General features: G+C 63.4%; 27 protein-coding genes. 1 reads left to right on the top strand and 26 read right to left on the bottom strand.

Going from position 1 to position 17,387, the window contains the following annotated elements; all coding sequences use genetic code 11:
• Positions 1 to 8 precede the first annotated feature (8 nt).
• The 26 genes from secY to rpsL form a co-directional block, all read right to left on the bottom strand.
• Positions 9 to 1,355: a preprotein translocase subunit SecY gene (gene secY, locus WAB17_RS10150; protein WP_435417228.1), complete on the bottom strand. Its 1,347-nt coding sequence runs from the start codon at positions 1,353 to 1,355 to the stop codon at positions 9 to 11.
• Positions 1,356 to 1,459: 104 nt separating this feature from the next.
• Positions 1,460 to 1,984 carry a 50S ribosomal protein L15 gene (gene rplO / locus WAB17_RS10145; protein ID WP_435417227.1) on the bottom strand — a complete coding sequence of 175 codons (525 nt, stop codon included), beginning with the start codon at positions 1,982 to 1,984 and terminating at the stop codon, positions 1,460 to 1,462.
• Between the two features lie 70 nt (positions 1,985 to 2,054).
• Positions 2,055 to 2,231, bottom strand: coding sequence for a 50S ribosomal protein L30 (rpmD, locus tag WAB17_RS10140; protein WP_435417226.1), 177 nt, complete (start codon positions 2,229 to 2,231; stop codon positions 2,055 to 2,057).
• Positions 2,232 to 2,249: 18 nt separating this feature from the next.
• A complete protein-coding gene (gene rpsE / locus WAB17_RS10135; RefSeq protein ID WP_435417225.1) occupies positions 2,250 to 2,975 on the bottom strand; it encodes a 30S ribosomal protein S5 in 726 nt (241 codons plus the stop codon).
• 2 nt (positions 2,976 to 2,977) lie between these two features.
• Positions 2,978 to 3,322: a 50S ribosomal protein L18 gene (rplR, locus tag WAB17_RS10130; RefSeq protein ID WP_234093020.1), complete on the bottom strand. Its 345-nt coding sequence runs from the start codon at positions 3,320 to 3,322 to the stop codon at positions 2,978 to 2,980.
• A 1-nt stretch (position 3,323) separates the two neighbouring features.
• A complete protein-coding gene (rplF, locus tag WAB17_RS10125) occupies positions 3,324 to 3,857 on the bottom strand; it encodes a 50S ribosomal protein L6 (protein ID WP_435417224.1) in 534 nt (177 codons plus the stop codon).
• Entirely contained in the window at positions 3,857 to 4,252 is a 396-nt protein-coding gene (gene rpsH / locus WAB17_RS10120; RefSeq protein ID WP_341713868.1) for a 30S ribosomal protein S8, read from the bottom strand. The genes rplF and rpsH overlap by 1 nt, the downstream gene beginning before the upstream one ends.
• 11 nt (positions 4,253 to 4,263) lie before the next feature.
• On the bottom strand, positions 4,264 to 4,569 hold the full coding sequence (gene rpsN / locus WAB17_RS10115) for a 30S ribosomal protein S14 (protein WP_435417223.1): 306 nt from the start codon (positions 4,567 to 4,569) through the stop codon (positions 4,264 to 4,266).
• A 26-nt stretch (positions 4,570 to 4,595) separates the two neighbouring features.
• Positions 4,596 to 5,174 (bottom strand): 50S ribosomal protein L5, encoded by a 579-nt coding sequence (gene rplE / locus WAB17_RS10110; protein WP_435417222.1) that lies wholly within the window; start codon positions 5,172 to 5,174, stop codon positions 4,596 to 4,598.
• Complete coding sequence (rplX, locus tag WAB17_RS10105) at positions 5,167 to 5,487, bottom strand: 50S ribosomal protein L24 (RefSeq protein WP_435417221.1); 321 nt, start codon at positions 5,485 to 5,487, stop codon at positions 5,167 to 5,169. Before rplX ends, rplE begins: the two co-directional genes overlap by 8 nt.
• Entirely contained in the window at positions 5,487 to 5,855 is a 369-nt protein-coding gene (gene rplN, locus WAB17_RS10100; protein ID WP_006831888.1) for a 50S ribosomal protein L14, read from the bottom strand. The genes rplX and rplN overlap by 1 nt, the downstream gene beginning before the upstream one ends.
• A 73-nt stretch (positions 5,856 to 5,928) precedes the next feature.
• Positions 5,929 to 6,225: a 30S ribosomal protein S17 gene (gene rpsQ, locus WAB17_RS10095; protein ID WP_234093014.1), complete on the bottom strand. Its 297-nt coding sequence runs from the start codon at positions 6,223 to 6,225 to the stop codon at positions 5,929 to 5,931.
• 11 nt (positions 6,226 to 6,236) lie between these two features.
• The gene (gene rpmC / locus WAB17_RS10090) at positions 6,237 to 6,440 is read right to left on the bottom strand and encodes a 50S ribosomal protein L29 (protein ID WP_234093013.1); all 204 of its coding nucleotides are present in this window, start codon (positions 6,438 to 6,440) and stop codon (positions 6,237 to 6,239) included.
• Positions 6,440 to 6,874, bottom strand: a complete 435-nt coding sequence (gene rplP / locus WAB17_RS10085; protein WP_435417220.1) for a 50S ribosomal protein L16 — start codon at positions 6,872 to 6,874, stop codon at positions 6,440 to 6,442. Before rplP ends, rpmC begins: the two co-directional genes overlap by 1 nt.
• Before the next feature lie 21 nt (positions 6,875 to 6,895).
• Positions 6,896 to 7,591, bottom strand: coding sequence for a 30S ribosomal protein S3 (gene rpsC, locus WAB17_RS10080; RefSeq protein ID WP_435417219.1), 696 nt, complete (start codon positions 7,589 to 7,591; stop codon positions 6,896 to 6,898).
• Between the two features lies 1 nt (position 7,592).
• Positions 7,593 to 7,970, bottom strand: a complete 378-nt coding sequence (gene rplV, locus WAB17_RS10075; RefSeq protein WP_234093010.1) for a 50S ribosomal protein L22 — start codon at positions 7,968 to 7,970, stop codon at positions 7,593 to 7,595.
• Positions 7,970 to 8,245, bottom strand: a complete 276-nt coding sequence (rpsS, locus tag WAB17_RS10070) for a 30S ribosomal protein S19 (protein ID WP_234093009.1) — start codon at positions 8,243 to 8,245, stop codon at positions 7,970 to 7,972. The genes rplV and rpsS overlap by 1 nt, the downstream gene beginning before the upstream one ends.
• A gap of 6 nt (positions 8,246 to 8,251) precedes the next feature.
• Positions 8,252 to 9,088 carry a 50S ribosomal protein L2 gene (gene rplB / locus WAB17_RS10065; RefSeq protein WP_234093008.1) on the bottom strand — a complete coding sequence of 279 codons (837 nt, stop codon included), beginning with the start codon at positions 9,086 to 9,088 and terminating at the stop codon, positions 8,252 to 8,254.
• An 11-nt stretch (positions 9,089 to 9,099) separates the two neighbouring features.
• The gene (locus tag WAB17_RS10060) at positions 9,100 to 9,411 is read right to left on the bottom strand and encodes a 50S ribosomal protein L23 (protein ID WP_234093007.1); all 312 of its coding nucleotides are present in this window, start codon (positions 9,409 to 9,411) and stop codon (positions 9,100 to 9,102) included.
• Positions 9,404 to 10,027 (bottom strand): 50S ribosomal protein L4, encoded by a 624-nt coding sequence (rplD, locus tag WAB17_RS10055; protein ID WP_435417218.1) that lies wholly within the window; start codon positions 10,025 to 10,027, stop codon positions 9,404 to 9,406. Before rplD ends, WAB17_RS10060 begins: the two co-directional genes overlap by 8 nt.
• Before the next feature lie 3 nt (positions 10,028 to 10,030).
• A complete protein-coding gene (gene rplC / locus WAB17_RS10050; protein WP_234093005.1) occupies positions 10,031 to 10,837 on the bottom strand; it encodes a 50S ribosomal protein L3 in 807 nt (268 codons plus the stop codon).
• 276 nt (positions 10,838 to 11,113) lie between these two features.
• Positions 11,114 to 11,425, bottom strand: a complete 312-nt coding sequence (gene rpsJ, locus WAB17_RS10045; RefSeq protein WP_006831877.1) for a 30S ribosomal protein S10 — start codon at positions 11,423 to 11,425, stop codon at positions 11,114 to 11,116.
• A gap of 323 nt (positions 11,426 to 11,748) precedes the next feature.
• Positions 11,749 to 12,939, bottom strand: a complete 1,191-nt coding sequence (gene tuf / locus WAB17_RS10040) for an elongation factor Tu (protein ID WP_435417217.1) — start codon at positions 12,937 to 12,939, stop codon at positions 11,749 to 11,751.
• Between the two features lie 91 nt (positions 12,940 to 13,030).
• Positions 13,031 to 15,166, bottom strand: a complete 2,136-nt coding sequence (gene fusA / locus WAB17_RS10035; RefSeq protein ID WP_435417216.1) for an elongation factor G — start codon at positions 15,164 to 15,166, stop codon at positions 13,031 to 13,033.
• A 60-nt stretch (positions 15,167 to 15,226) separates the two neighbouring features.
• On the bottom strand, positions 15,227 to 15,697 hold the full coding sequence (rpsG, locus tag WAB17_RS10030) for a 30S ribosomal protein S7 (RefSeq protein WP_435417215.1): 471 nt from the start codon (positions 15,695 to 15,697) through the stop codon (positions 15,227 to 15,229).
• Between the two features lie 137 nt (positions 15,698 to 15,834).
• Positions 15,835 to 16,206: a 30S ribosomal protein S12 gene (gene rpsL / locus WAB17_RS10025; protein WP_006831873.1), complete on the bottom strand. Its 372-nt coding sequence runs from the start codon at positions 16,204 to 16,206 to the stop codon at positions 15,835 to 15,837.
• 548 nt (positions 16,207 to 16,754) lie between these two features.
• Here rpsL and WAB17_RS10020 point away from each other — a divergent pair.
• Positions 16,755 to 17,372: an N-acetyltransferase family protein gene (locus tag WAB17_RS10020; RefSeq protein ID WP_435417214.1), complete on the top strand. Its 618-nt coding sequence runs from the start codon at positions 16,755 to 16,757 to the stop codon at positions 17,370 to 17,372.
• Positions 17,373 to 17,387: the final 15 nt, after the last annotated feature.

Here is a 17,387-nt window from a genome sequence, read left to right as displayed (position 1 = left end):
CGCGCCTATCAGCGCATGCGGCCCTTGAGCTTCGCCTTCTTGATAAGGTCGCCATACTGGTGCGCAAGCAGGTGGGACTGGATCTGGGTGATAGTGTCCACCGTCACGTTGACCACGATCAGCAGGCTGGTGCCGCCGAGGAACAGCGGGATGCCGGTCTGCGCGATCACATATTCGGGCACGACGCACACGATGGTGAGGTAGATGGCGCCAACCACGGTGATACGGGTGAGAACGTAGTCGAGATAGTCGGCCGTGCGCTTGCCCGGACGGATACCCGGGATGAAGCCCCCGTTGCGCTTCAGGTTCTCGGCCGTTTCCTCCGGATTGAAGACGACGGCGGTGTAGAAGAAGCAGAAGAACACGATCAGCGTAGCATAGAACGCCATGTAGATCGGCTGGCCGTGCTGGAGATTCTGCAGCACCATTTGCAGAATTTGGCCCGACTGGGTCGTCGTATCGACGTTGGTGCCGGCAAACTGGGTGATCGTCAGCGGCAGCAGCAGCAGGGAGCTCGCGAAGATCGGCGGGATGACGCCGGCTGTGTTGAGCTTCAGCGGCAGGTGCGACCGGTCGGCCTGCATCATGCCGCGCTGGGTCGCGCGCTTGGGATACTGGATCAGCAACCGCCGCTGCGCGCGCTCGAAATAGCAGATGAAGAGGATCAGGACGACGATCATCAGCAGGAAACCGATGATCAGCCCGGCACTGATGGAACCGGTGCGGCCGCCTTCGAACATGTTGACCGCAAAGCCCGGAAACTGGGCCACGATCCCGGCCATGATGATCAGCGACACACCGTTGCCGATCCCGCGGCTGGTGATCTGTTCGCCCAGCCACAGCAGGAACATGGTTCCCCCGACAAGGCTGATGATCGTGCTGACCATGAACAGGTTTTCGGGAATTACCACGAGGTTCTGGGCGATGCCGTTCTGGGCGATGAAGTATCCCTGCAGCGCGCACAGGAACACCGTGCCGTAGCGCGTGTACTGGTTCAGCTTCTGCCGTCCGCTGGCACCTTCCTTCTTCAATGCCATCAGCGCCGGATGAAGCGAGGCTGCCATCTGAACGACGATCGACGCCGTGATGTAGGGCATCACGCCGAGCGCAATCAGGCTCATGTTGGCCAGGGCGCCGCCGGTGAAGGTGTTGAAGATATCGATCAGCGTGCCCTGCGTGCGTTCGTTGAACGCGGCCAGCGCCTTGGGATTGATCCCGGGCAGCGGCACGAAGCTGAGGAAACGGAACACGATCAGGGCACCGATGGTGAACCAGATACGGTTCTGCAGCTCGGTGGCCTTGGAGAAGTTTGCGAGGCTAAGGTTGCTCGCAATATTATCGGCGCGTGAAGCCATGATACGCTGTCAATCCTGGGTTGGAGCCAGCCCGTCCCGGCTCAGACCGGATAGATAGGGCGCGGCAAGTCCGATGTCGAACCCCCGCGCCCCGATTTCTTCGCTTACTTGGCCTTGGCGGCCTTGTTCGCGGCGGCGCGGGCCGCCTTCTTTTCGTGCTCGGGCTGGGCCGGAGCGGCCACTTCGACCGAACCGCCGGCCTTTTCGACCGCCGCGATGGCGCCCTTGGTCGCGCCGGTCACGACGAACTTCACCTTGGCGCTGATTTCGCCCTTGCCGAGCAGGCGGATACCGTCCTTGCCGCCGCGAGCCAGACCGGCCGCGCGCAGCGCGTCTTCGGTCACGTCAGTCTTGGCATCGAGCTTCTTGGCGTCGATGAACTTCTGCACCATGCCGATGTTCACTTCGGCATAGTCCTTGCCGAACGGGTTGTTGAACCCGCGCTTCGGCAGGCGCATGTGCAGCGGCATCTGGCCGCCTTCGAAGCCCTTGATGGCCACGCCCGAGCGGCTCTTCTGGCCCTTCTGGCCGCGTGCCGAGGTCTTGCCCTTGCCCGAGCCGATGCCCCGGCCGACACGCATGCGGCCCTTGCGGGCGCCGGCGTTGTCACGGATGTCGTTGAGTTTCATAGTCTTGCACTCGCTTTCGCTTTGTTCGCGCTTAAAATGATGGACCCCGCCGCAGCGGGGCCCATGAATGTCAGTCGACGATCGTCACCAGATGCGGGATTTTGGCGATCGCACCGCGCACCTCGGGGGTGTCCTGGCGCTCGACCACCTTGTGCATCTTGTTCAGGCCAAGACCGATGAGGATCTTGCGCTGGCTTTCGGGGCGACGGATCGGCGAGCCGATCTGCTTGATCTTGATGGTAGCCATCTTTCTTACTCCGCCCCCTTATTCAGCCATAGCAGCAGCGTCGGCTTCCGCCTCGGCTGCACTGGCACCACCACGGCCAAGAAGGTCGGCGACCTTCTTGCCGCGACGCTGGGCCACCGACTTCGGCGAAGTCTGGTTGGTCAGCGCGTCGAAAGTGGCGCGGATCATGTTGTAGGGGTTCGAGGTGCCGACCGACTTGGTCACCACATCGGCCACGCCGAGGCTCTCGAACACGGCGCGCATCGGACCGCCGGCAATGATGCCGGTCCCCGGAGGAGCCGTACGGACGGTCACCTTGCCGGCACCGAAACGGCCGTTGCCGTCGTGATGCAGCGTGCGGCCTTCCTTGAGCGGCACGCGGATCATCTTCTTGCGCGCAGAGGCAGTTGCCTTGGTAATGGCTTCCGGCACTTCGCGGGCCTTGCCGTGACCGAAGCCGACGCGGCCCGAACCGTCACCCACGACGACCAGCGCCGCGAAGCCGAAGCGCTTGCCGCCCTTCACCGTCTTCGAAACGCGGTTGATGTGGACGAGCTTCTCGATGATGCCGTCGTCTTCTTCCTCGCGCTTGTTGCGCTCGTCACGACGACCGCGACCGCGGCCTTCGCCACGTTCGCCGCCACGGCCACGGCCACGGCCGCGACGCTCGCCGCCTTCTTCGCCACCTGCGGTTTCCTCGACCGGGGTTGCAGCGACGGCAGTCTCTTCGACCTGCGCTTCGGCGTTGTTGTTTTCGTCAGCCATAATCAGAACTCCAGCCCGCCTTCGCGGGCGGCGTCGGCCAGCGCCTTGACGCGGCCATGGAACAGGAACCCGCCGCGATCGAACACGACAGTCGTGACGCCGGCCTTCTTGGCGGCGGCGGCGATGTCCTTGCCCACCTGCGCGGCGGCAGTGACGTTCGCACCCGAAGCCTTCGAACCGAGGGTCGAGGCAGCGGCAACGGTCTTGCCGTCGGCATCATCGATGACCTGGGCATAGATGTGCTTGCCGGTGCGGTGGACCGACAGCCGCAGCTTGCCGCCCGCACGCTTGCGCAGCGCGGTACGGACCCGGCGACGGCGGCGTTCAAAGAGAGAAAGCTTTGCCATCTTACTTCTTCTTCCCTTCCTTGCGGAAGATGTATTCGCCGCGATAGGCGATACCCTTGCCCTTGTACGGCTCCGGCTTGCGCCAGCGACGGACTTCGGCGGCAAACTGGCCGACGGCCTGCTTGTCGATGCCCGAAATCTCGATCGTGGTCTGGTCCGGGGTCTTCACTTCGAGACCTTCCGGCACGGCCAGATCGACGTCGTGGCTGTAGCCCAGCTGCAGCTTGAGATTCTTGCCCTGAGCATTGGCGCGGTAGCCGACGCCCTTGATGACGAGGACCTTGGTGAAGCCGTCGGTGACGCCTTCGACCAGGTTCGACACCAGCGTGCGCTGCATGCCCCAGTGATTGCGCGCGGCGCGCGTGTCGTTCGCCGGCTTGACGCTGATTTCACCGTCTTCGAGCTTGTACTCGATGAGGTCGGTCAGGCCCATGGCGAGCGTGCCCTTGGGACCCTTGACCGTCAGCGTGTCACCTTCGATCTTGGCCTCGACCCCGCTCGGGATCGCGACCGGCTTCTTGCCGATGCGGCTCATCAGAACACCTCCGCCAGCACTTCGCCGCCGACGTTCTGCGAACGGGCTTCCGCGTCGGAAAGCACGCCCTTCGGCGTCGAGACGATGGTGATGCCGAGGCCGTTGCGCACCACCGGGAGTTCCTTGGAACCCGAGTAGACGCGGCGGCCCGGCTTGGAGACGCGAGCGACGTGCTTGATCGCCGGCTCGCCTTCGAAATACTTCAGCTCGATGCGCAGCTGCGGGTGCTTGCCCGAAGCATCATCACTGAAGCCACGGATGTAGCCTTCGCGCTGGAGCACTTCGAGGACGTTCGCACGCAGCTTCGACGCGGGCGAAAGGACGCTGTCCTTCTTCGCACGCTGGCCGTTGCGGATGCGGGTGAGCATATCACCCAGGGGATCGGTCATTGCCATCTATCGATTCCTCACCAGCTCGACTTGGTCAGGCCCGGTACGAGGCCCTTGTTGCCGAGATTACGCAGTTCGATACGGTTGATGCCGAACTTGCGATAATAGCCGCGCGGGCGGCCGGTGGTGGCGCAGCGGTTGCGCACGCGGGTCTTGTTCGCGTTGCGCGGGAGTTCCGCCATCTTCAGGCGCGCAATGAGACGCTCGGTTTCGTCGAGCGACTTGTCATTCGCGATCGCCTTCAGCTTCTCGTACTTGGCAGCGTACTGCGCGACGAGCTTCTTGCGCTTTTCGTTCTTATTGATCGAACTCAGTTTCGCCATTGGACTTAAGTTCCTCTGTTAGCGGCTCACGCCGCTTCCTTCTCTTCAGACGCTTCGGCCGGGAACGGGAAACCGAACAGGCGCAGCAGTTCGCGCGCTTCTTCGTCCGTCTTGGCGGTCGTCGTCACGATGATATCCATGCCCCGTACCTTCTCGATCTGGTCGTACGAGATTTCCGGGAAGATGATCTGTTCCTTCAGGCCCATGGCGTAGTTGCCACGGCCGTCGAACGACTTGGGGTTGAGACCACGGAAGTCGCGGATACGCGGCATCGCGATGGTCACCAGGCGATCGAGGAATTCGTACATGCGTTCGCGGCGCAGGGTGACCTTGCAACCGATCGGCATGCCTTCACGCAGCTTGAACTGCGCGATCGACTTCTTGGCCTTGGTGATGACCGGCTTCTGACCGGCAATCAGGGCCATTTCCTCTGCGGCCGTCTGGACCTTCTTCTTGTCCTGGCTGGCTTCGCCCACGCCCATGTTGAGCGTGATCTTTTCCAGTTTCGGCACTTCCATGCGGTTCTTGTAACCGAACTTCTCGGTCATCGCCTTGACGATCTGCTCGTCATACTTGGCGCGCATGCGGGGTGCGGTGTCAGCCATCGATGGTCTCCCCACTCTTCACGGCCACGCGGACCTTCTTGCCGTCCTTCTCCTGGAAGCGGACGCGGGTCGGCTTGCCGGTCTTCGGATCGGCCACGGCAACCTTGGCGATGTGCATCGGCGCTTCGAAGCGGTCGATGCCACCCTGCGGGTTGGCCTGGCTCGGCTTACGGTGACGGGCGATCACATTGACGCCTTCGACGACGACCTTGCCTTCTTTCGGCATGACCTTCGCGACGGTGCCGGTCTTGCCCTTGTCCTTGCCGGACAGGACGACGACCCTGTCACCCTTCTTGATCTTCGCGGCAGCCATTACAGCACCTCCGGAGCGAGCGAGATGATCTTCATGAACCCGCGGCCGCGCAGTTCGCGTACCACCGGGCCGAAGATACGGGTGCCGATCGGCTCCTCGTTCTTGTTGACGAGCACGGCGGCATTGCTGTCGAAGCGGATCACGCTGCCATCGGGGCGGCGGACGTCCTTCTTCGTGCGCACGATGACGGCGCGATGGACATCGCCCTTCTTCACCTTGGTGCGCGGCTGGGCTTCCTTGACGGAAACCACGATCACGTCACCGACGCTCGCGGTGCGACGCTTCGACCCGCCCAGTACCTTGATGCACTGGACGCGCTTGGCGCCGCTGTTGTCCGCGACGTCGAGATTGGATTGCATCTGGATCATCGATCCGGTTCCTTCTCACTGGCTTGCCGAGACACCCAAACCGACTGGGGCCCGGCAGTTCCTTACGTCTAAATCAGTTGCCCGGGGTGGCTTCGGCCACATCGAGATCGGCCTCGACCGCCTGCACGCCGCCCGCGGTCACGCGGTCCTTGACGAGCCAGGTCTTGGTCTTCGAGATCGGCTTGGTCTCTTCGATGCGGACGACATCGCCCAGGGTGTATTCGTTGTTCTCGTCGTGCGCGTGGTACTTCTTCGAACGGCGGATGATCTTCCCGTAGAGCGGGTGCTTCACCTTGCGTTCGACCAGCACGGTCACGGTCTTGTCGGTCTTGTCGGAGGTGACAGTCCCGATCAGGATACGCTTCGGCATTGTCTGACTCCTCAAGCCTTCGCGGCGCGGGCGCGTTCGCCCTGCAGCGTCTTGATGGTGGCGATGGAGCGGCGGACTTCGCGGATGCGAGCCGGCTTCTCCAGCTGGTTGGTTGCCGCCTGGAAGCGCAGGTTGAACTGCTCGCGCTTCAGCTCGACAAGCTCTTCGGCGAGCTGGTCGTCGCTCTTCTGGCGCAGGTCTTCGACTTTAGCCATTATTCGCCTCCCAGGTGCGAGGTGTCGCCGAGACGGGCAACGACCTTGGTCTTGATCGGCAGCTTCATCGCGGCGCGTTCGAACGCGGTCGCGGCGATCGGACCGGGGACGCCGTCGAGTTCGAACAGGATGCGGCCCGGCTTCACGCGGGCAGCCCAGTATTCGATCGAGCCCTTGCCCTTACCCTGGCGCACTTCGGCCGGCTTCTTCGAGACCGGCAGGTCCGGGAAGACGCGGATCCAGAGGCGACCCTGGCGCTTGATGGCGCGGGTGATGGCACGACGGGCCGCTTCGATCTGACGTGCGGTCAGACGCTCCGGTTCCATCGCCTTCAGGCCGTAAGACCCAAAGTTGAGCGTCGTGCCGCCCTTGGCGTTGCCATGGATCTTGCCCTTGAACGCCTTGCGGAACTTGGTTTTCTTCGGTTGCAGCATGGTTCTTTCCTAATCCTGCAATCAGCGAGCCGGACGCACGCCGGAAGTCTGCGCTTCCATCATCAGGCGGTCCTGTGCGGTCGGATCGTGGGCAAGGATCTCGCCCTTGAAGATCCAGCACTTGATGCCGATGATGCCGTAAGCGGTCAGAGCCTCGGCTTCTGCGTAGTCGACGTTGGCGCGCAGGGTGTGCAGCGGCACGCGGCCTTCGCGGTACCATTCGACGCGGGCGATTTCAGCGCCGCCGAGACGGCCGCCGCAGACGATCTTGATGCCTTCCGCACCAAGGCGGAGTGCCGACTGCACGGCGCGCTTCATGGCGCGGCGGAAGGCGACACGGCGGATCAGCTGGTCGGCGATGCCCTGGGCGACGAGCTTGGCATCGATTTCCGGCTTGCGGATTTCCACGATGTTCAGCTTCACTTCGCTCGGCGTCATCGTGGCCAGCTTCGAACGCAGCTTCTCGATGTCGGCGCCCTTCTTGCCGATGATCACGCCGGGGCGTGCGGCATAGATGGACACGCGGCACAGCTTGGCCGGGCGTTCGATCACAACCTTGGAAATGGCTGCCTGGGGCAGGTTTTCCATGATGTAGTTGCGGATCTGGATGTCTTCCTTGAGCAGCTGCGCATAGTCGCGCCCTTCGGCGTACCAGCGGCTGTCCCAGGTGCGGTTGATCTGCAGGCGCAGACCGATCGGATTGCTCTTCTGGCCCATCTTACGCCTCTTCGACTTCGCGCACGACGATCCGCAGCCGGCTGAACGGCTTCAGGATGCGGGTGCTCTTGCCGCGGCCACGGGTGTGGAACCGCTTCATGGTGATCGACTTGCCGACCGAAGCCTCGGCGACGACGAGCGCGTCGACGTCGAGATCATGGTTGTTTTCGGCATTGGCGATTGCCGAGGCGAGCACCTTGCTCGCATCGCGTGCCATCGCCCGCTTCGAGAAAGCGAGGATGTTCATCGCTTCTTCGGCCTTCTTGCCACGGATCAGCGCGGCAACGAGGTTCAGCTTCTGCGCCGAACCACGGATCGTGGTGCCGACGGCCAGAGCCTCGTTATCGCCTACGCGGCGGGGTGCTTTTGCCTTGCCCATTAGCGCTTGCCCTTCTTGTCGGCAGCGTGACCCGGGAAAGTGCGCGTAGGTGCGAACTCGCCGAGCTTGTGGCCGACCATTTCTTCCGAAACGGAGACGGGGATGAACTTGTGGCCGTTGTAGACGTTGAACGTCAGGCCAACGAACTGCGGCAGGATCGTGCTGCGACGCGACCAGGTCTTGATCGGAGCACGGCCACCGCTTTCCTGTGCCGTCTCGGCCTTCTTGAGAAGGCTGAGTTCGACGAAGGGACCTTTCCAGACGGAACGAGCCATGTCGGATTACCTCTTCTTCTTCGCGTGGCGCGAGCGGATGATCATCTTGTCCGTCGCCTTGTTGTTGCGGGTCCGGGCGCCCTTGGTCGGCTTGCCCCACGGAGTGACCGGATGACGGCCACCCGAGGTGCGGCCTTCACCACCGCCGTGCGGGTGGTCGACTGGGTTCTTGGCGACGCCGCGGGTCAGCGGGCGACGGCCCTTCCAGCGGGTGCGACCGGCCTTGCCGAAGTTCTGGTTCTGGTTGTCGGGGTTCGAGACCGCGCCAACCGTACCCATGCAATCGGCACGCAGGTAACGCTGTTCGCCGCTGTTGAGGCGGACGATGACCATGCCGCGGTCACGACCGACGAGCTGGACATAGGCGCCGGCCGAACGGGCGATCTGGCCACCCTTGCCCGGCTTCATTTCGACGTTGTGGCAGATCGTGCCGACCGGCATCTGGCCCAGCAACATGGCGTTGCCCGGCTTGGTGTCGGTCTTCTCGCCTGCGATCACCTTGTCGCCGACAGCGAGGCGCTGCGGAGCGATGATGTAGGCCAGTTCATCGTCGGCGTACTTGATGAGCGCGATGAAGGCGGTGCGGTTGGGATCGTATTCGATCCGCTCGACGGTGCCTTCGACGTCCCACTTGCGACGCTTGAAGTCGATGAAGCGGTACTTCTGCTTGTGACCGCCGGCGATGCCGCGCGAGGTCACGTGGCCCTTGTTGTTGCGGCCGCCCGTCTTGCGCTTGCCTTCGGTCAGCGCCTTGACCGGCTTGCCCTTGTAGAGCGCCGACTTGTCGACGAGGATCAGGCCGCGGCGTGCCGGGCTGGTCGGGTTGTAGTTCTTGAGTGCCATGGTTCCTGCCCTCAGATCGCGCTGGTGAAGTCGATCGGATCCTGGCCGTCGGCCAGCGTCACGATCGCCTTCTTCATGTCGGTGCGCTTGTAGGGCTTGCCCTTCCAGCGCTTGGTCTTGCCCTTGACGACGATGGTGTTCACGCCCGCGACCTTGCGATCGTAGATGGCCTCGATGGCCTCCTTGATCTGCGACTTGGTCGCATCGCCAGCCACCTTGAAGACGGTCGCGTTGTGCTCGGAGAGCAGCGTCGACTTCTCGGTGATGTGCGGGGCAACGATCACGTCGTAATGACGGGCATCGATCTGCTTCGACTTAGCCATTGAAACGGGCCTCCAGCTTGGCGACCGCGTCCTTGGTCAGGACCAGCGTGTCGTGCTTCAGGATGTCGTAAACATTGGCACCCATCGCCGGGAGCACGTTCACGCCCGGGATGTTGCCGGCCGCCATGCGGAAGCCTTCGTTCACGGTTTCGCCGTCGATCACCAGGACCTTGCCGTTCCAGCCGTTCTTGCCGAAGGTTTCGACAAGCGCCTTGGTCTTGGCATCCTTGAGCTCGAGACTGTCGACGACGACCAGACCGGCCTTCGCCTTGGTGCTGAGCGCCATCTTGAGACCGAGGGCACGGATCTTCTTGTTGAGCGACGGGTTGAAGTCGCGCTTGCGCGCACCGTGGGCCTTGCCGCCGCCGATGAAGATCGGGGCTGCACGGTCGCCGTGACGAGCCGTACCGCCGCCCTTCTGGCGACCGAACTTCTTGCCGGTGCGGGCGACGTCTGCACGCTCGCGCGTCGGGCGGGCGGTGCCGCGGCGATTTTCGAGCTGCCACGTCACGACGCGGTGGAGGATGTCGGCACGCGGCTCGACACCGAACACGGCATCGTTGAGCTCGACGTCACCGGCAGCCTTGCCGTCGATTTTTTGGACCTTCACCTTCACGGATCAGCCCTCCTTGTTTTCATCGCTGGCGGGCGCTTCGGCCTCGGCAGCAGCGGTTTCTTCAGCGACGGTATCCGCTGCTTCGACCTGGTCGGCGAGCTTCGGCTCGTCGGCCTCAGGCTTCGGAGCGTTCTTGTCGAGCACGACACCCGGGAACGGAACGTCTGCGGGAAGCGGCAGTTTCACTGCGTCGCGGACCAGCATCCAGCTGTTCTTCGCGCCCGGGACCGAGCCCTTGACGAACAGCAGGCCACGCTCGGCATCGGTACGGACGATTTCGAGGTTTTGCTGGGTGCGCTGACGGTCGCCCATGTGGCCGGCCATCTTCTTGCCCTTGAACACGCGGCCCGGATCCTGGCGGTTACCGGTCGAACCGTGAGCACGGTGGCTGATCGAGACGCCGTGCGTCGCGCGCATACCGCCGAAGCCCCAGCGCTTCATGGCGCCGGCAAAGCCCTTGCCCTGCGTGTGTCCGGTCACATCGACCATCTGGCCGGCAACGAAGTGCTCGGCACTTATGGTCGAACCGACCGGCAGCAGCGCGTCTTCGCTCTCAAGCCGGAACTCGGCAACCTTCTGCTTCAGACCGACTTCGGCCTTGGCAAAGTGCTCGCGCTGCGGCTTGTTGACATTCTTCTGCTTGGCCACGCCCGAACCGACCTGCAGCGCGACGTAACCGTCACGGTCAGCAGTGCGGTGGGACACGACCTGGCAATCTTCCAGGGCCAGGACGGTCACCGGAACGTGACGTCCATCCTCCTGGAACAGGCGGGTCATCCCGACTTTCTTTGCGATCACGCCAGTGCGCATCGTCAAACTCCTAACAGAGGCACCAGAGGCCCATCCCCTGGTGCTTGCGGACCGACCCAATGGGGACCGATCCATTCAACCCGATTTTTATGCATCGCCCCGTCCGGGCTGAGTGCTCGCGCGGCCACCGGGCCGGTTGAGCGAGACGGGGGACGCAGACCCGGACAAGTCCGGCGGTATCCCAATGTCTTGCCGATCCGCTTGGATCAGCGGGGCCGTTGGCGCCCCTGAAAATTTCCGCGACGTTTCAAGTCCGTCGGGAGGACCGTGTCGGCACTAAGCGAGCTTAATCTCGACGTTCACGCCAGCAGCCAGATCGAGCTTCATCAGCGCGTCGACGGTCTGGGCGTTGGGCTGCACGATGTCGAGCAGCCGCTTGTAGGTACGCACCTCGAACTGCTCGCGCGACTTCTTGTCGATGTGCGGGCCCCGGTTCACGGTGAACTTCTCGATGCGCGTCGGCATGGGAATGGGGCCGCGAATAAGCGCGCCGGTCCGGCGGGCCGTGTCAGCGATCTCACCAGTGGCCTGGTCGAGAACGCGGTGGTCGAACGCCTTGAGGCGAATGCGGATATTCTGAGCTTCCATTACCTACACCGATGCGAAAGAGCCAAAAATCACCGGCACGCCAGGTTGCCCTGCCGTTCCGACGGTTTCAATTACCTTACCCGTTCCATAGCTTCCGCCTGACCTGATCTCTTGCCGAGGGGCCAAACCGAACCGACGGATTGGAAAAAATTTTGCCCGCTCGGAAGCGGGCTTGGGCGCGCCTATACGGTGACAACCGATTCTGGGCAAGCCCCATTTCCTACATTTTTGCGTCAGCAGGAATTGCCCATCACCCGATACGAAAACACCCCCTTCCCGGTGGGAAGAGGGCGTTTCCGTTATGCTAGCGCTTGCGCGTCAAATCACACGGTGATCTTGGCAACAACGCCCGAGCCGACGGTGCGGCCGCCTTCGCGGATAGCGAAGCGGAGGCCTTCGTCCATGGCGATCGGAGCAATCAGCTTCACACCGATGGTCACGTTGTCGCCCGGCATCACCATTTCGGTGCCTTCGGGAAGGATCACTTCGCCGGTCACGTCGGTGGTGCGGAAGTAGAACTGCGGGCGGTAGTTGGCGAAGAACGGCGTGTGACGGCCACCTTCGTCCTTCGACAGCACGTAGACTTCGGCGCTGAACTCGGTGTGCGGCTTGACCGAACCCGGCTTGCAAAGGACCTGGCCACGCTCGACGGCTTCACGGGCAACGCCGCGGATCAGCGCGCCGATGTTGTCGCCTGCCTCACCACGGTCGAGCAGCTTGCGGAACATTTCCACGCCGGTGACAGTGGTCTTCTGGGTGTCCTTGATGCCGACGATTTCAACTTCGTCGCCAACGTTGACGATGCCCGATTCGACACGGCCGGTGACGACGGTGCCGCGGCCCGAAATCGAGAACACGTCTTCGATCGGCATCAGGAAGGGCTTGTCGACCGGACGTTCCGGCTGCGGGATGTGCTCGTCGACGGCCTTCATCAGCGCGAGGATCGATTCCTTGCCGATGTTGTCGTCGCGGCCTTCGAGGGCGGCCAGGGCCGAACCCTTGACGATGGCGATGTTGTCGCCGTCGAAGTCGTATTCGCTGAGCAGTTCGCGAACTTCCAGTTCGACCAGCTCGAGCAGCTCTTCGTCGTCAACCTGGTCGACCTTGTTGAGGTAGACGACCAGAGCAGGAACGCCGACCTGGCGCGACAGCAGGATGTGCTCGCGCGTCTGCGGCATGGGGCCGTCGGCAGCGTTCACGACCAGGATCGCGCCGTCCATCTGGGCAGCACCGGTGATCATGTTCTTCACGTAGTCGGCGTGGCCCGGGCAGTCGACGTGCGCATAGTGACGGGCTTCGGTCTCGTACTCGACGTGTGCGGTCGAGATGGTGATGCCGCGCTCGCGCTCTTCCGGAGCCTTGTCGATGTTGGCGAAGTCGACAGCCGAACCGCCGTAGGTTTCAGCCATCACCTTGGTGATCGCCGCGGTCAGCGTGGTCTTGCCGTGGTCGACGTGACCGATGGTGCCGACGTTGCAGTGCGGCTTGTTCCGCTCGAATTTTTCCTTAGCCATTTTTCAAATAACCTCTGCTTGAAATTGAATCTGTGCGGGAGAGGTGCGGCACCCGCCGAAACAGGCGCCGCCCCTAGCCGTATCACTCGCCTTAGGCAAGCTTCTCCTTGACTTCGGCTGCGACGTTGGCCGGAACCTCGTCGTAGTGGCTGAACTGCATCGTGTACTGGGCGCGACCCTGGGTGAACGAGCGCAGTTCGTTGACGTAGCCGAACATGTTCGCGAGCGGCACATTGGCCTCCACGACCTGGGCATTGCCCCGGCTGTCGGTGCCCTGGATCTGCCCGCGACGGCTGTTGAGGTCGCCGATGACGTCGCCCATGAAGTCTTCCGGCGTCACCACCTCGACCTTCATGATCGGTTCGAGCAGCTTGATGCCCGACTTCTCGGCCACTTCGCGCATCGCACCGCGACCGGCGATTTCGAACGCAATCGCGCTCGAGTCGACGTCGTGGTAGGCACCGTCATAGAGTTCCACGGTGAAGTCGATGATCGGGAAGCCGACGAGATAGCCGCTTTCGGCCTGCTCGCGGAAACCCTTTTCGATCGCCGGAATGTACTCCTTCGGGATGTTGCCGCCCTTGATGTTGTCTTCGAAGACGAAACCCTGGCCACGCTCGCCCGGGGCGACCTTGACCTTGACGCGGCCGAACTGACCCGAGCCGCCCGACTGCTTCTTGTGGGTATAGTCGACGTCGACAGCCCGTGCGAGATATTCGCGGTAGGCCACCTGCGGCGCACCGACGTTGGCTTCGACCTTGAACTCGCGCTTCATGCGATCGACCAGGATGTCGAGGTGAAGCTCGCCCATGCCCTTGATGATCGTCTGGCCGCTTTCGTGGTCGGTCGAGACGCGGAACGAGGGATCCTCGGCAGCCAGGCGGTTGAGCGCGACGCCCATCTTTTCCTGGTCGGCCTTGGTCTTCGGTTCCACCGACAGTTCGATCACCGGCTCGGGGAATTCCATCCGCTCGAGAATGATCGGCTTGGCCGGATCGCACAGCGTGTCACCGGTAGTGGTGTCCTTCATGCCCGCCAGAGCGACGATGTCGCCGGCGAATGCTTCTTCGATGTCCTCGCGGTTGTTCGAGTGCATCAGCAGCATGCGACCGATTTTTTCCTTCTTGTCCTTCACCGAGTTCAGGACCTGGCCCTTGGTGAGCTTGCCCGAATAGATGCGGGTGAAGGTGAGCGAGCCCACGAAGGGATCGTTCATGATCTTGAACGCCAGCGCCGCAAACGGTGCATCGTCGCTCGAAGGACGCTCGTCTTCCTGGTCGCTGTCGGGCAGCACACCCTTGATCGCCGGAACGTCGAGCGGGCTCGGCATGTAGTCGACAACGGCGTCGAGCAGGGGCTGGACACCCTTGTTCTTGAACGCCGAACCGCACACCACCGGCACGAAGTCACGCGCCATGGTGCCCTTGCGGATCAGCTTCTTGAGCGTCGCCGCGTCGGGTGCCTCACCGGTTTCGAGATAGGCTTCCATCGCGTCATCGTCCTGCTCGACGGCAGTCTCGACCAGCTTTTCGCGATATTCGGCAGCCTTGTCGGCCATGTCGGCGGGGATGTCGATGAACTCGTACTTCGCGCCGAGGTCTTCAGCCTGCCACACGATGCCGCGCATGTTGACGAGGTCGACCACGCCCTTGAGGTCGCTTTCCGCGCCGATCGGGAGATACAGGACCAGCGGCACGGCGCCGAGGCGGTCGATGATCGACTGGACGCAGTAGTAGAAGTCGGCGCCGGTGCGGTCGAGCTTGTTGATGAAGCACATCCGCGGGACGCCGTACTTGTCGGCCTGGCGCCACACGGTTTCGGACTGCGGTTCGACGCCGGCAACGCCGTCAAAGACCGCCACGGCACCGTCGAGCACGCGCAGCGAGCGTTCGACTTCGATGGTGAAGTCGACGTGGCCGGGGGTGTCGATGATGTTGATGCGGTGCTTGGGCTGGTTCGCGCGCAGGTCTTCCGGGGCCGAGCGGGGATCCATGGTCGGATCCTCGGCGGTCCAGAAGGTCGTGGTCGCAGCCGACGTGATGGTGATGCCGCGCTCCTGCTCCTGCTCCATCCAGTCCATGGTCGCGGCGCCGTCGTGGACTTCGCCGATCTTGTAGGACTTGCCGGTGTAGTAGAGGATGCGTTCGGTCGTGGTGGTCTTGCCGGCATCGATGTGGGCCATGATGCCGATATTGCGGTAACGCTCCAGCGGATATTCGCGGGCCATGATGGGTTTCCTTAAGCGTGCGGGGGGCGGCCGCCGGGCGGCGCACCCCCCATGTAGGTATTACCAGCGATAATGCGAGAAGGCGCGGTTGGCTTCGGCCATCCGGTGCGTGTCTTCGCGCTTCTTGACCGCATTGCCGCGGTTGTTGGCCGCATCCATCAGCTCGCCCGAAAGGCGCGCCGCCATGGTGGTTTCCGAACGGGCGCGGGCGGCGGTAATCATCCAGCGGATGGCCAGCGCCTGGGCGCGTTCCGGACGGACTTCGACCGGCACCTGGTAGGTCGCACCGCCAACGCGGCGGCTGCGCACTTCGACATGCGGCTTGATGTTGTCGAGCGCGGTGTGGAACAGCTCGATCGGGTTCGCCTTGGCCTTGGCTTCGACGGTGTCGAGCGCGGTGTAGACGATACCTTCGGCGACGGCCTTCTTGCCGTCGAGCATGAGGTTGTTCATGAACTTCGACAGGACCTGATCACCGAACTTCGGGTCAGGCAGGATTTCCCGCTTCTCGGGACGACGACGACGTGACATGTTTTCTTACTCCTTCGGAGTGGTCGCTCACCTCCGTGAGCGCCCTGCGGCTCCGGCCCGCTCCCCCACCCTTCCACCCGGATTGTAATCCTTAGGGGTAGAAGGGTGGGGGAACGGTCCAGACCCGCGTTGATCCCTTACTTCGGACGCTTGGCGCCGTACTTCGAGCGGCTCTGCTTGCGGTCCTTGACGCCCTGGGTGTCGAGCACGCCGCGCAGGACATGGTAACGCACGCCCGGCAAGTCGCGCACACGGCCGCCGCGGATCAGCACGACGCTGTGTTCCTGCAGGTTGTGGCCTTCGCCCGGGATGTAGGAGATGACTTCGCGCTGGTTGGTCAGGCGGACCTTGGCGACCTTGCGCAGGGCGGAGTTCGGCTTCTTCGGCGTCGTGGTGTAGACGCGGGTGCAGACGCCGCGCTTCTGCGGGTTCTGCTCCATCGCAGGGACCTTGGACTTGGCCTTCTGCGGAACGCGGCCCTTGCGGACCAGCTGGTTGATCGTCGGCATGAGTTCTCTCTTCACCGTGTTGTGGCGGCGACTAGCGGCGATGCGGTGGAGAGGACAGCGGCCCGCACGACACCCGTTCGTGCTGAGCCCGTCGAAGCATGGACGGGCGGGCACGCGCGGTGGTGCGAGACTGAAACACTCCACCCAATCGCCACACGGCCACCGGGTTACTTTGACGGCTACCCCGGGCGGTGGATTGCACCAACGCTCCAATAGAAAAGAGCCACGCCGCTGCTGCGACTGGCCCCCGGGACTGACCGGCAATGTTCAGCTCTATTGACCGACGCGAATGCGAGTCCCGCCTCGGATGGCCGCGCCCCTAGTGGTGAATCGCCCCACGGTCAAGCAATCCTACAGGGCCCCACTTGGTCAATCGCACCAAAACGGTCGGCGACCAGCCGACCGCAAGGGCTACCGCCCGCCCGCAGCGATTGGGCCGCAGGCCCCTTGAGCGAGGACATCGCACCCCGGACGGGGTGCGGAAACAAAAAACGCGCGGAAACCATCCCCCGCCCTGCCCCGTTTCGTGCTACCAAGGGCCCCACAGCATGATCGCCACCCACACACCCCTCCCCTCCGTCATCCACACCGCACTGGCGGACGGGCAGCCGGTGTGCCTGCGCCGGATCACGCCGGAGGACGGGGCGCTGATGCGCGCCGGCATCGCGCAGATGTCGCCCAAGTCGCGTTATTTGCGGTTTTTCTCGGGCATGAAGACCCCGCCCGACTGGGTGATCGAGCGGCTGCTCGATGTCGACGGCGACCGCCACCTGGCCTGGGGCGCCATCGCCAGCACCCATGCGGCGGGCGAGAAACGGCGGTGCGAGGGGCAGGCCATCGGCGCGGTCCACGCCTTCCGCAGCGAGGACGACCCCGACTGCGCGGAGTTCTCCGTCGCCGTGCTCGACGCCTGGCACCATAAAGGCCTCGGCCGCCTGCTCACCGCCACCCTGCTGCTGGAGGCCCGCGCCGAGGGCATCACCGAGTTCCACGTCGACACGCTGAGCGAAAACCGCACCGCCATCGCCTTCGCGCAGGGGCTAGGCGCCCGCCCCACCGGCGGCGACGGCCTGACGCGGAGCTTCACGCTGGAGGTGGAGGAAGCGCTGCGGCGGCTGCGGGAGGAATGCGAGCCGGAGGGGTTGAGGGATGTGTTTGGGGTGTGAGGGAGAATTCGACTT

The sequence above is a fragment of the Parerythrobacter aurantius genome (assembly GCF_045291475.1).
In the GTDB taxonomy this organism is placed as follows: domain Bacteria; phylum Pseudomonadota; class Alphaproteobacteria; order Sphingomonadales; family Sphingomonadaceae; genus Parerythrobacter; species Parerythrobacter aurantius.
This window is presented reverse-complemented; position numbering and strand designations above follow the sequence as displayed.

What these genes read in the sequence shown, in the direction of transcription:
- secY (WP_435417228.1), bottom strand. Translation starts at nt 1,355, where the DNA reads ATGGCTTCACGCGCCGATAATATTGCGAGCAACCTTAGCCTCGCAAAC.
- rplO (WP_435417227.1), bottom strand. Translation starts at nt 1,984, where the DNA reads ATGAAACTCAACGACATCCGTGACAACGCCGGCGCCCGCAAGGGCCGC.
- rpmD (WP_435417226.1), bottom strand. Translation starts at nt 2,231, where the DNA reads ATGGCTACCATCAAGATCAAGCAGATCGGCTCGCCGATCCGTCGCCCC.
- rpsE (WP_435417225.1), bottom strand. Translation starts at nt 2,975, where the DNA reads ATGGCTGACGAAAACAACAACGCCGAAGCGCAGGTCGAAGAGACTGCC.
- rplR (WP_234093020.1), bottom strand. Translation starts at nt 3,322, where the DNA reads ATGGCAAAGCTTTCTCTCTTTGAACGCCGCCGTCGCCGGGTCCGTACC.
- rplF (WP_435417224.1), bottom strand. Translation starts at nt 3,857, where the DNA reads ATGAGCCGCATCGGCAAGAAGCCGGTCGCGATCCCGAGCGGGGTCGAG.
- rpsH (WP_341713868.1), bottom strand. Translation starts at nt 4,252, where the DNA reads ATGGCAATGACCGATCCCCTGGGTGATATGCTCACCCGCATCCGCAAC.
- rpsN (WP_435417223.1), bottom strand. Translation starts at nt 4,569, where the DNA reads ATGGCGAAACTGAGTTCGATCAATAAGAACGAAAAGCGCAAGAAGCTC.
- rplE (WP_435417222.1), bottom strand. Translation starts at nt 5,174, where the DNA reads ATGGCTGACACCGCACCCCGCATGCGCGCCAAGTATGACGAGCAGATC.
- rplX (WP_435417221.1), bottom strand. Translation starts at nt 5,487, where the DNA reads ATGGCTGCCGCGAAGATCAAGAAGGGTGACAGGGTCGTCGTCCTGTCC.
- rplN (WP_006831888.1), bottom strand. Translation starts at nt 5,855, where the DNA reads ATGATCCAGATGCAATCCAATCTCGACGTCGCGGACAACAGCGGCGCC.
- rpsQ (WP_234093014.1), bottom strand. Translation starts at nt 6,225, where the DNA reads ATGCCGAAGCGTATCCTGATCGGGACTGTCACCTCCGACAAGACCGAC.
- rpmC (WP_234093013.1), bottom strand. Translation starts at nt 6,440, where the DNA reads ATGGCTAAAGTCGAAGACCTGCGCCAGAAGAGCGACGACCAGCTCGCC.
- rplP (WP_435417220.1), bottom strand. Translation starts at nt 6,874, where the DNA reads ATGCTGCAACCGAAGAAAACCAAGTTCCGCAAGGCGTTCAAGGGCAAG.
- rpsC (WP_435417219.1), bottom strand. Translation starts at nt 7,591, where the DNA reads ATGGGCCAGAAGAGCAATCCGATCGGTCTGCGCCTGCAGATCAACCGC.
- rplV (WP_234093010.1), bottom strand. Translation starts at nt 7,970, where the DNA reads ATGGGCAAGGCAAAAGCACCCCGCCGCGTAGGCGATAACGAGGCTCTG.
- rpsS (WP_234093009.1), bottom strand. Translation starts at nt 8,245, where the DNA reads ATGGCTCGTTCCGTCTGGAAAGGTCCCTTCGTCGAACTCAGCCTTCTC.
- rplB (WP_234093008.1), bottom strand. Translation starts at nt 9,088, where the DNA reads ATGGCACTCAAGAACTACAACCCGACCAGCCCGGCACGCCGCGGCCTG.
- WAB17_RS10060 (WP_234093007.1), bottom strand. Translation starts at nt 9,411, where the DNA reads ATGGCTAAGTCGAAGCAGATCGATGCCCGTCATTACGACGTGATCGTT.
- rplC (WP_234093005.1), bottom strand. Translation starts at nt 10,837, where the DNA reads ATGCGCACTGGCGTGATCGCAAAGAAAGTCGGGATGACCCGCCTGTTC.
- rpsJ (WP_006831877.1), bottom strand. Translation starts at nt 11,425, where the DNA reads ATGGAAGCTCAGAATATCCGCATTCGCCTCAAGGCGTTCGACCACCGC.
- tuf (WP_435417217.1), bottom strand. Translation starts at nt 12,939, where the DNA reads ATGGCTAAGGAAAAATTCGAGCGGAACAAGCCGCACTGCAACGTCGGC.
- fusA (WP_435417216.1), bottom strand. Translation starts at nt 15,166, where the DNA reads ATGGCCCGCGAATATCCGCTGGAGCGTTACCGCAATATCGGCATCATG.
- rpsG (WP_435417215.1), bottom strand. Translation starts at nt 15,697, where the DNA reads ATGTCACGTCGTCGTCGTCCCGAGAAGCGGGAAATCCTGCCTGACCCG.
- rpsL (WP_006831873.1), bottom strand. Translation starts at nt 16,206, where the DNA reads ATGCCGACGATCAACCAGCTGGTCCGCAAGGGCCGCGTTCCGCAGAAG.
- WAB17_RS10020 (WP_435417214.1), top strand. Translation starts at nt 16,755, where the DNA reads ATGATCGCCACCCACACACCCCTCCCCTCCGTCATCCACACCGCACTG.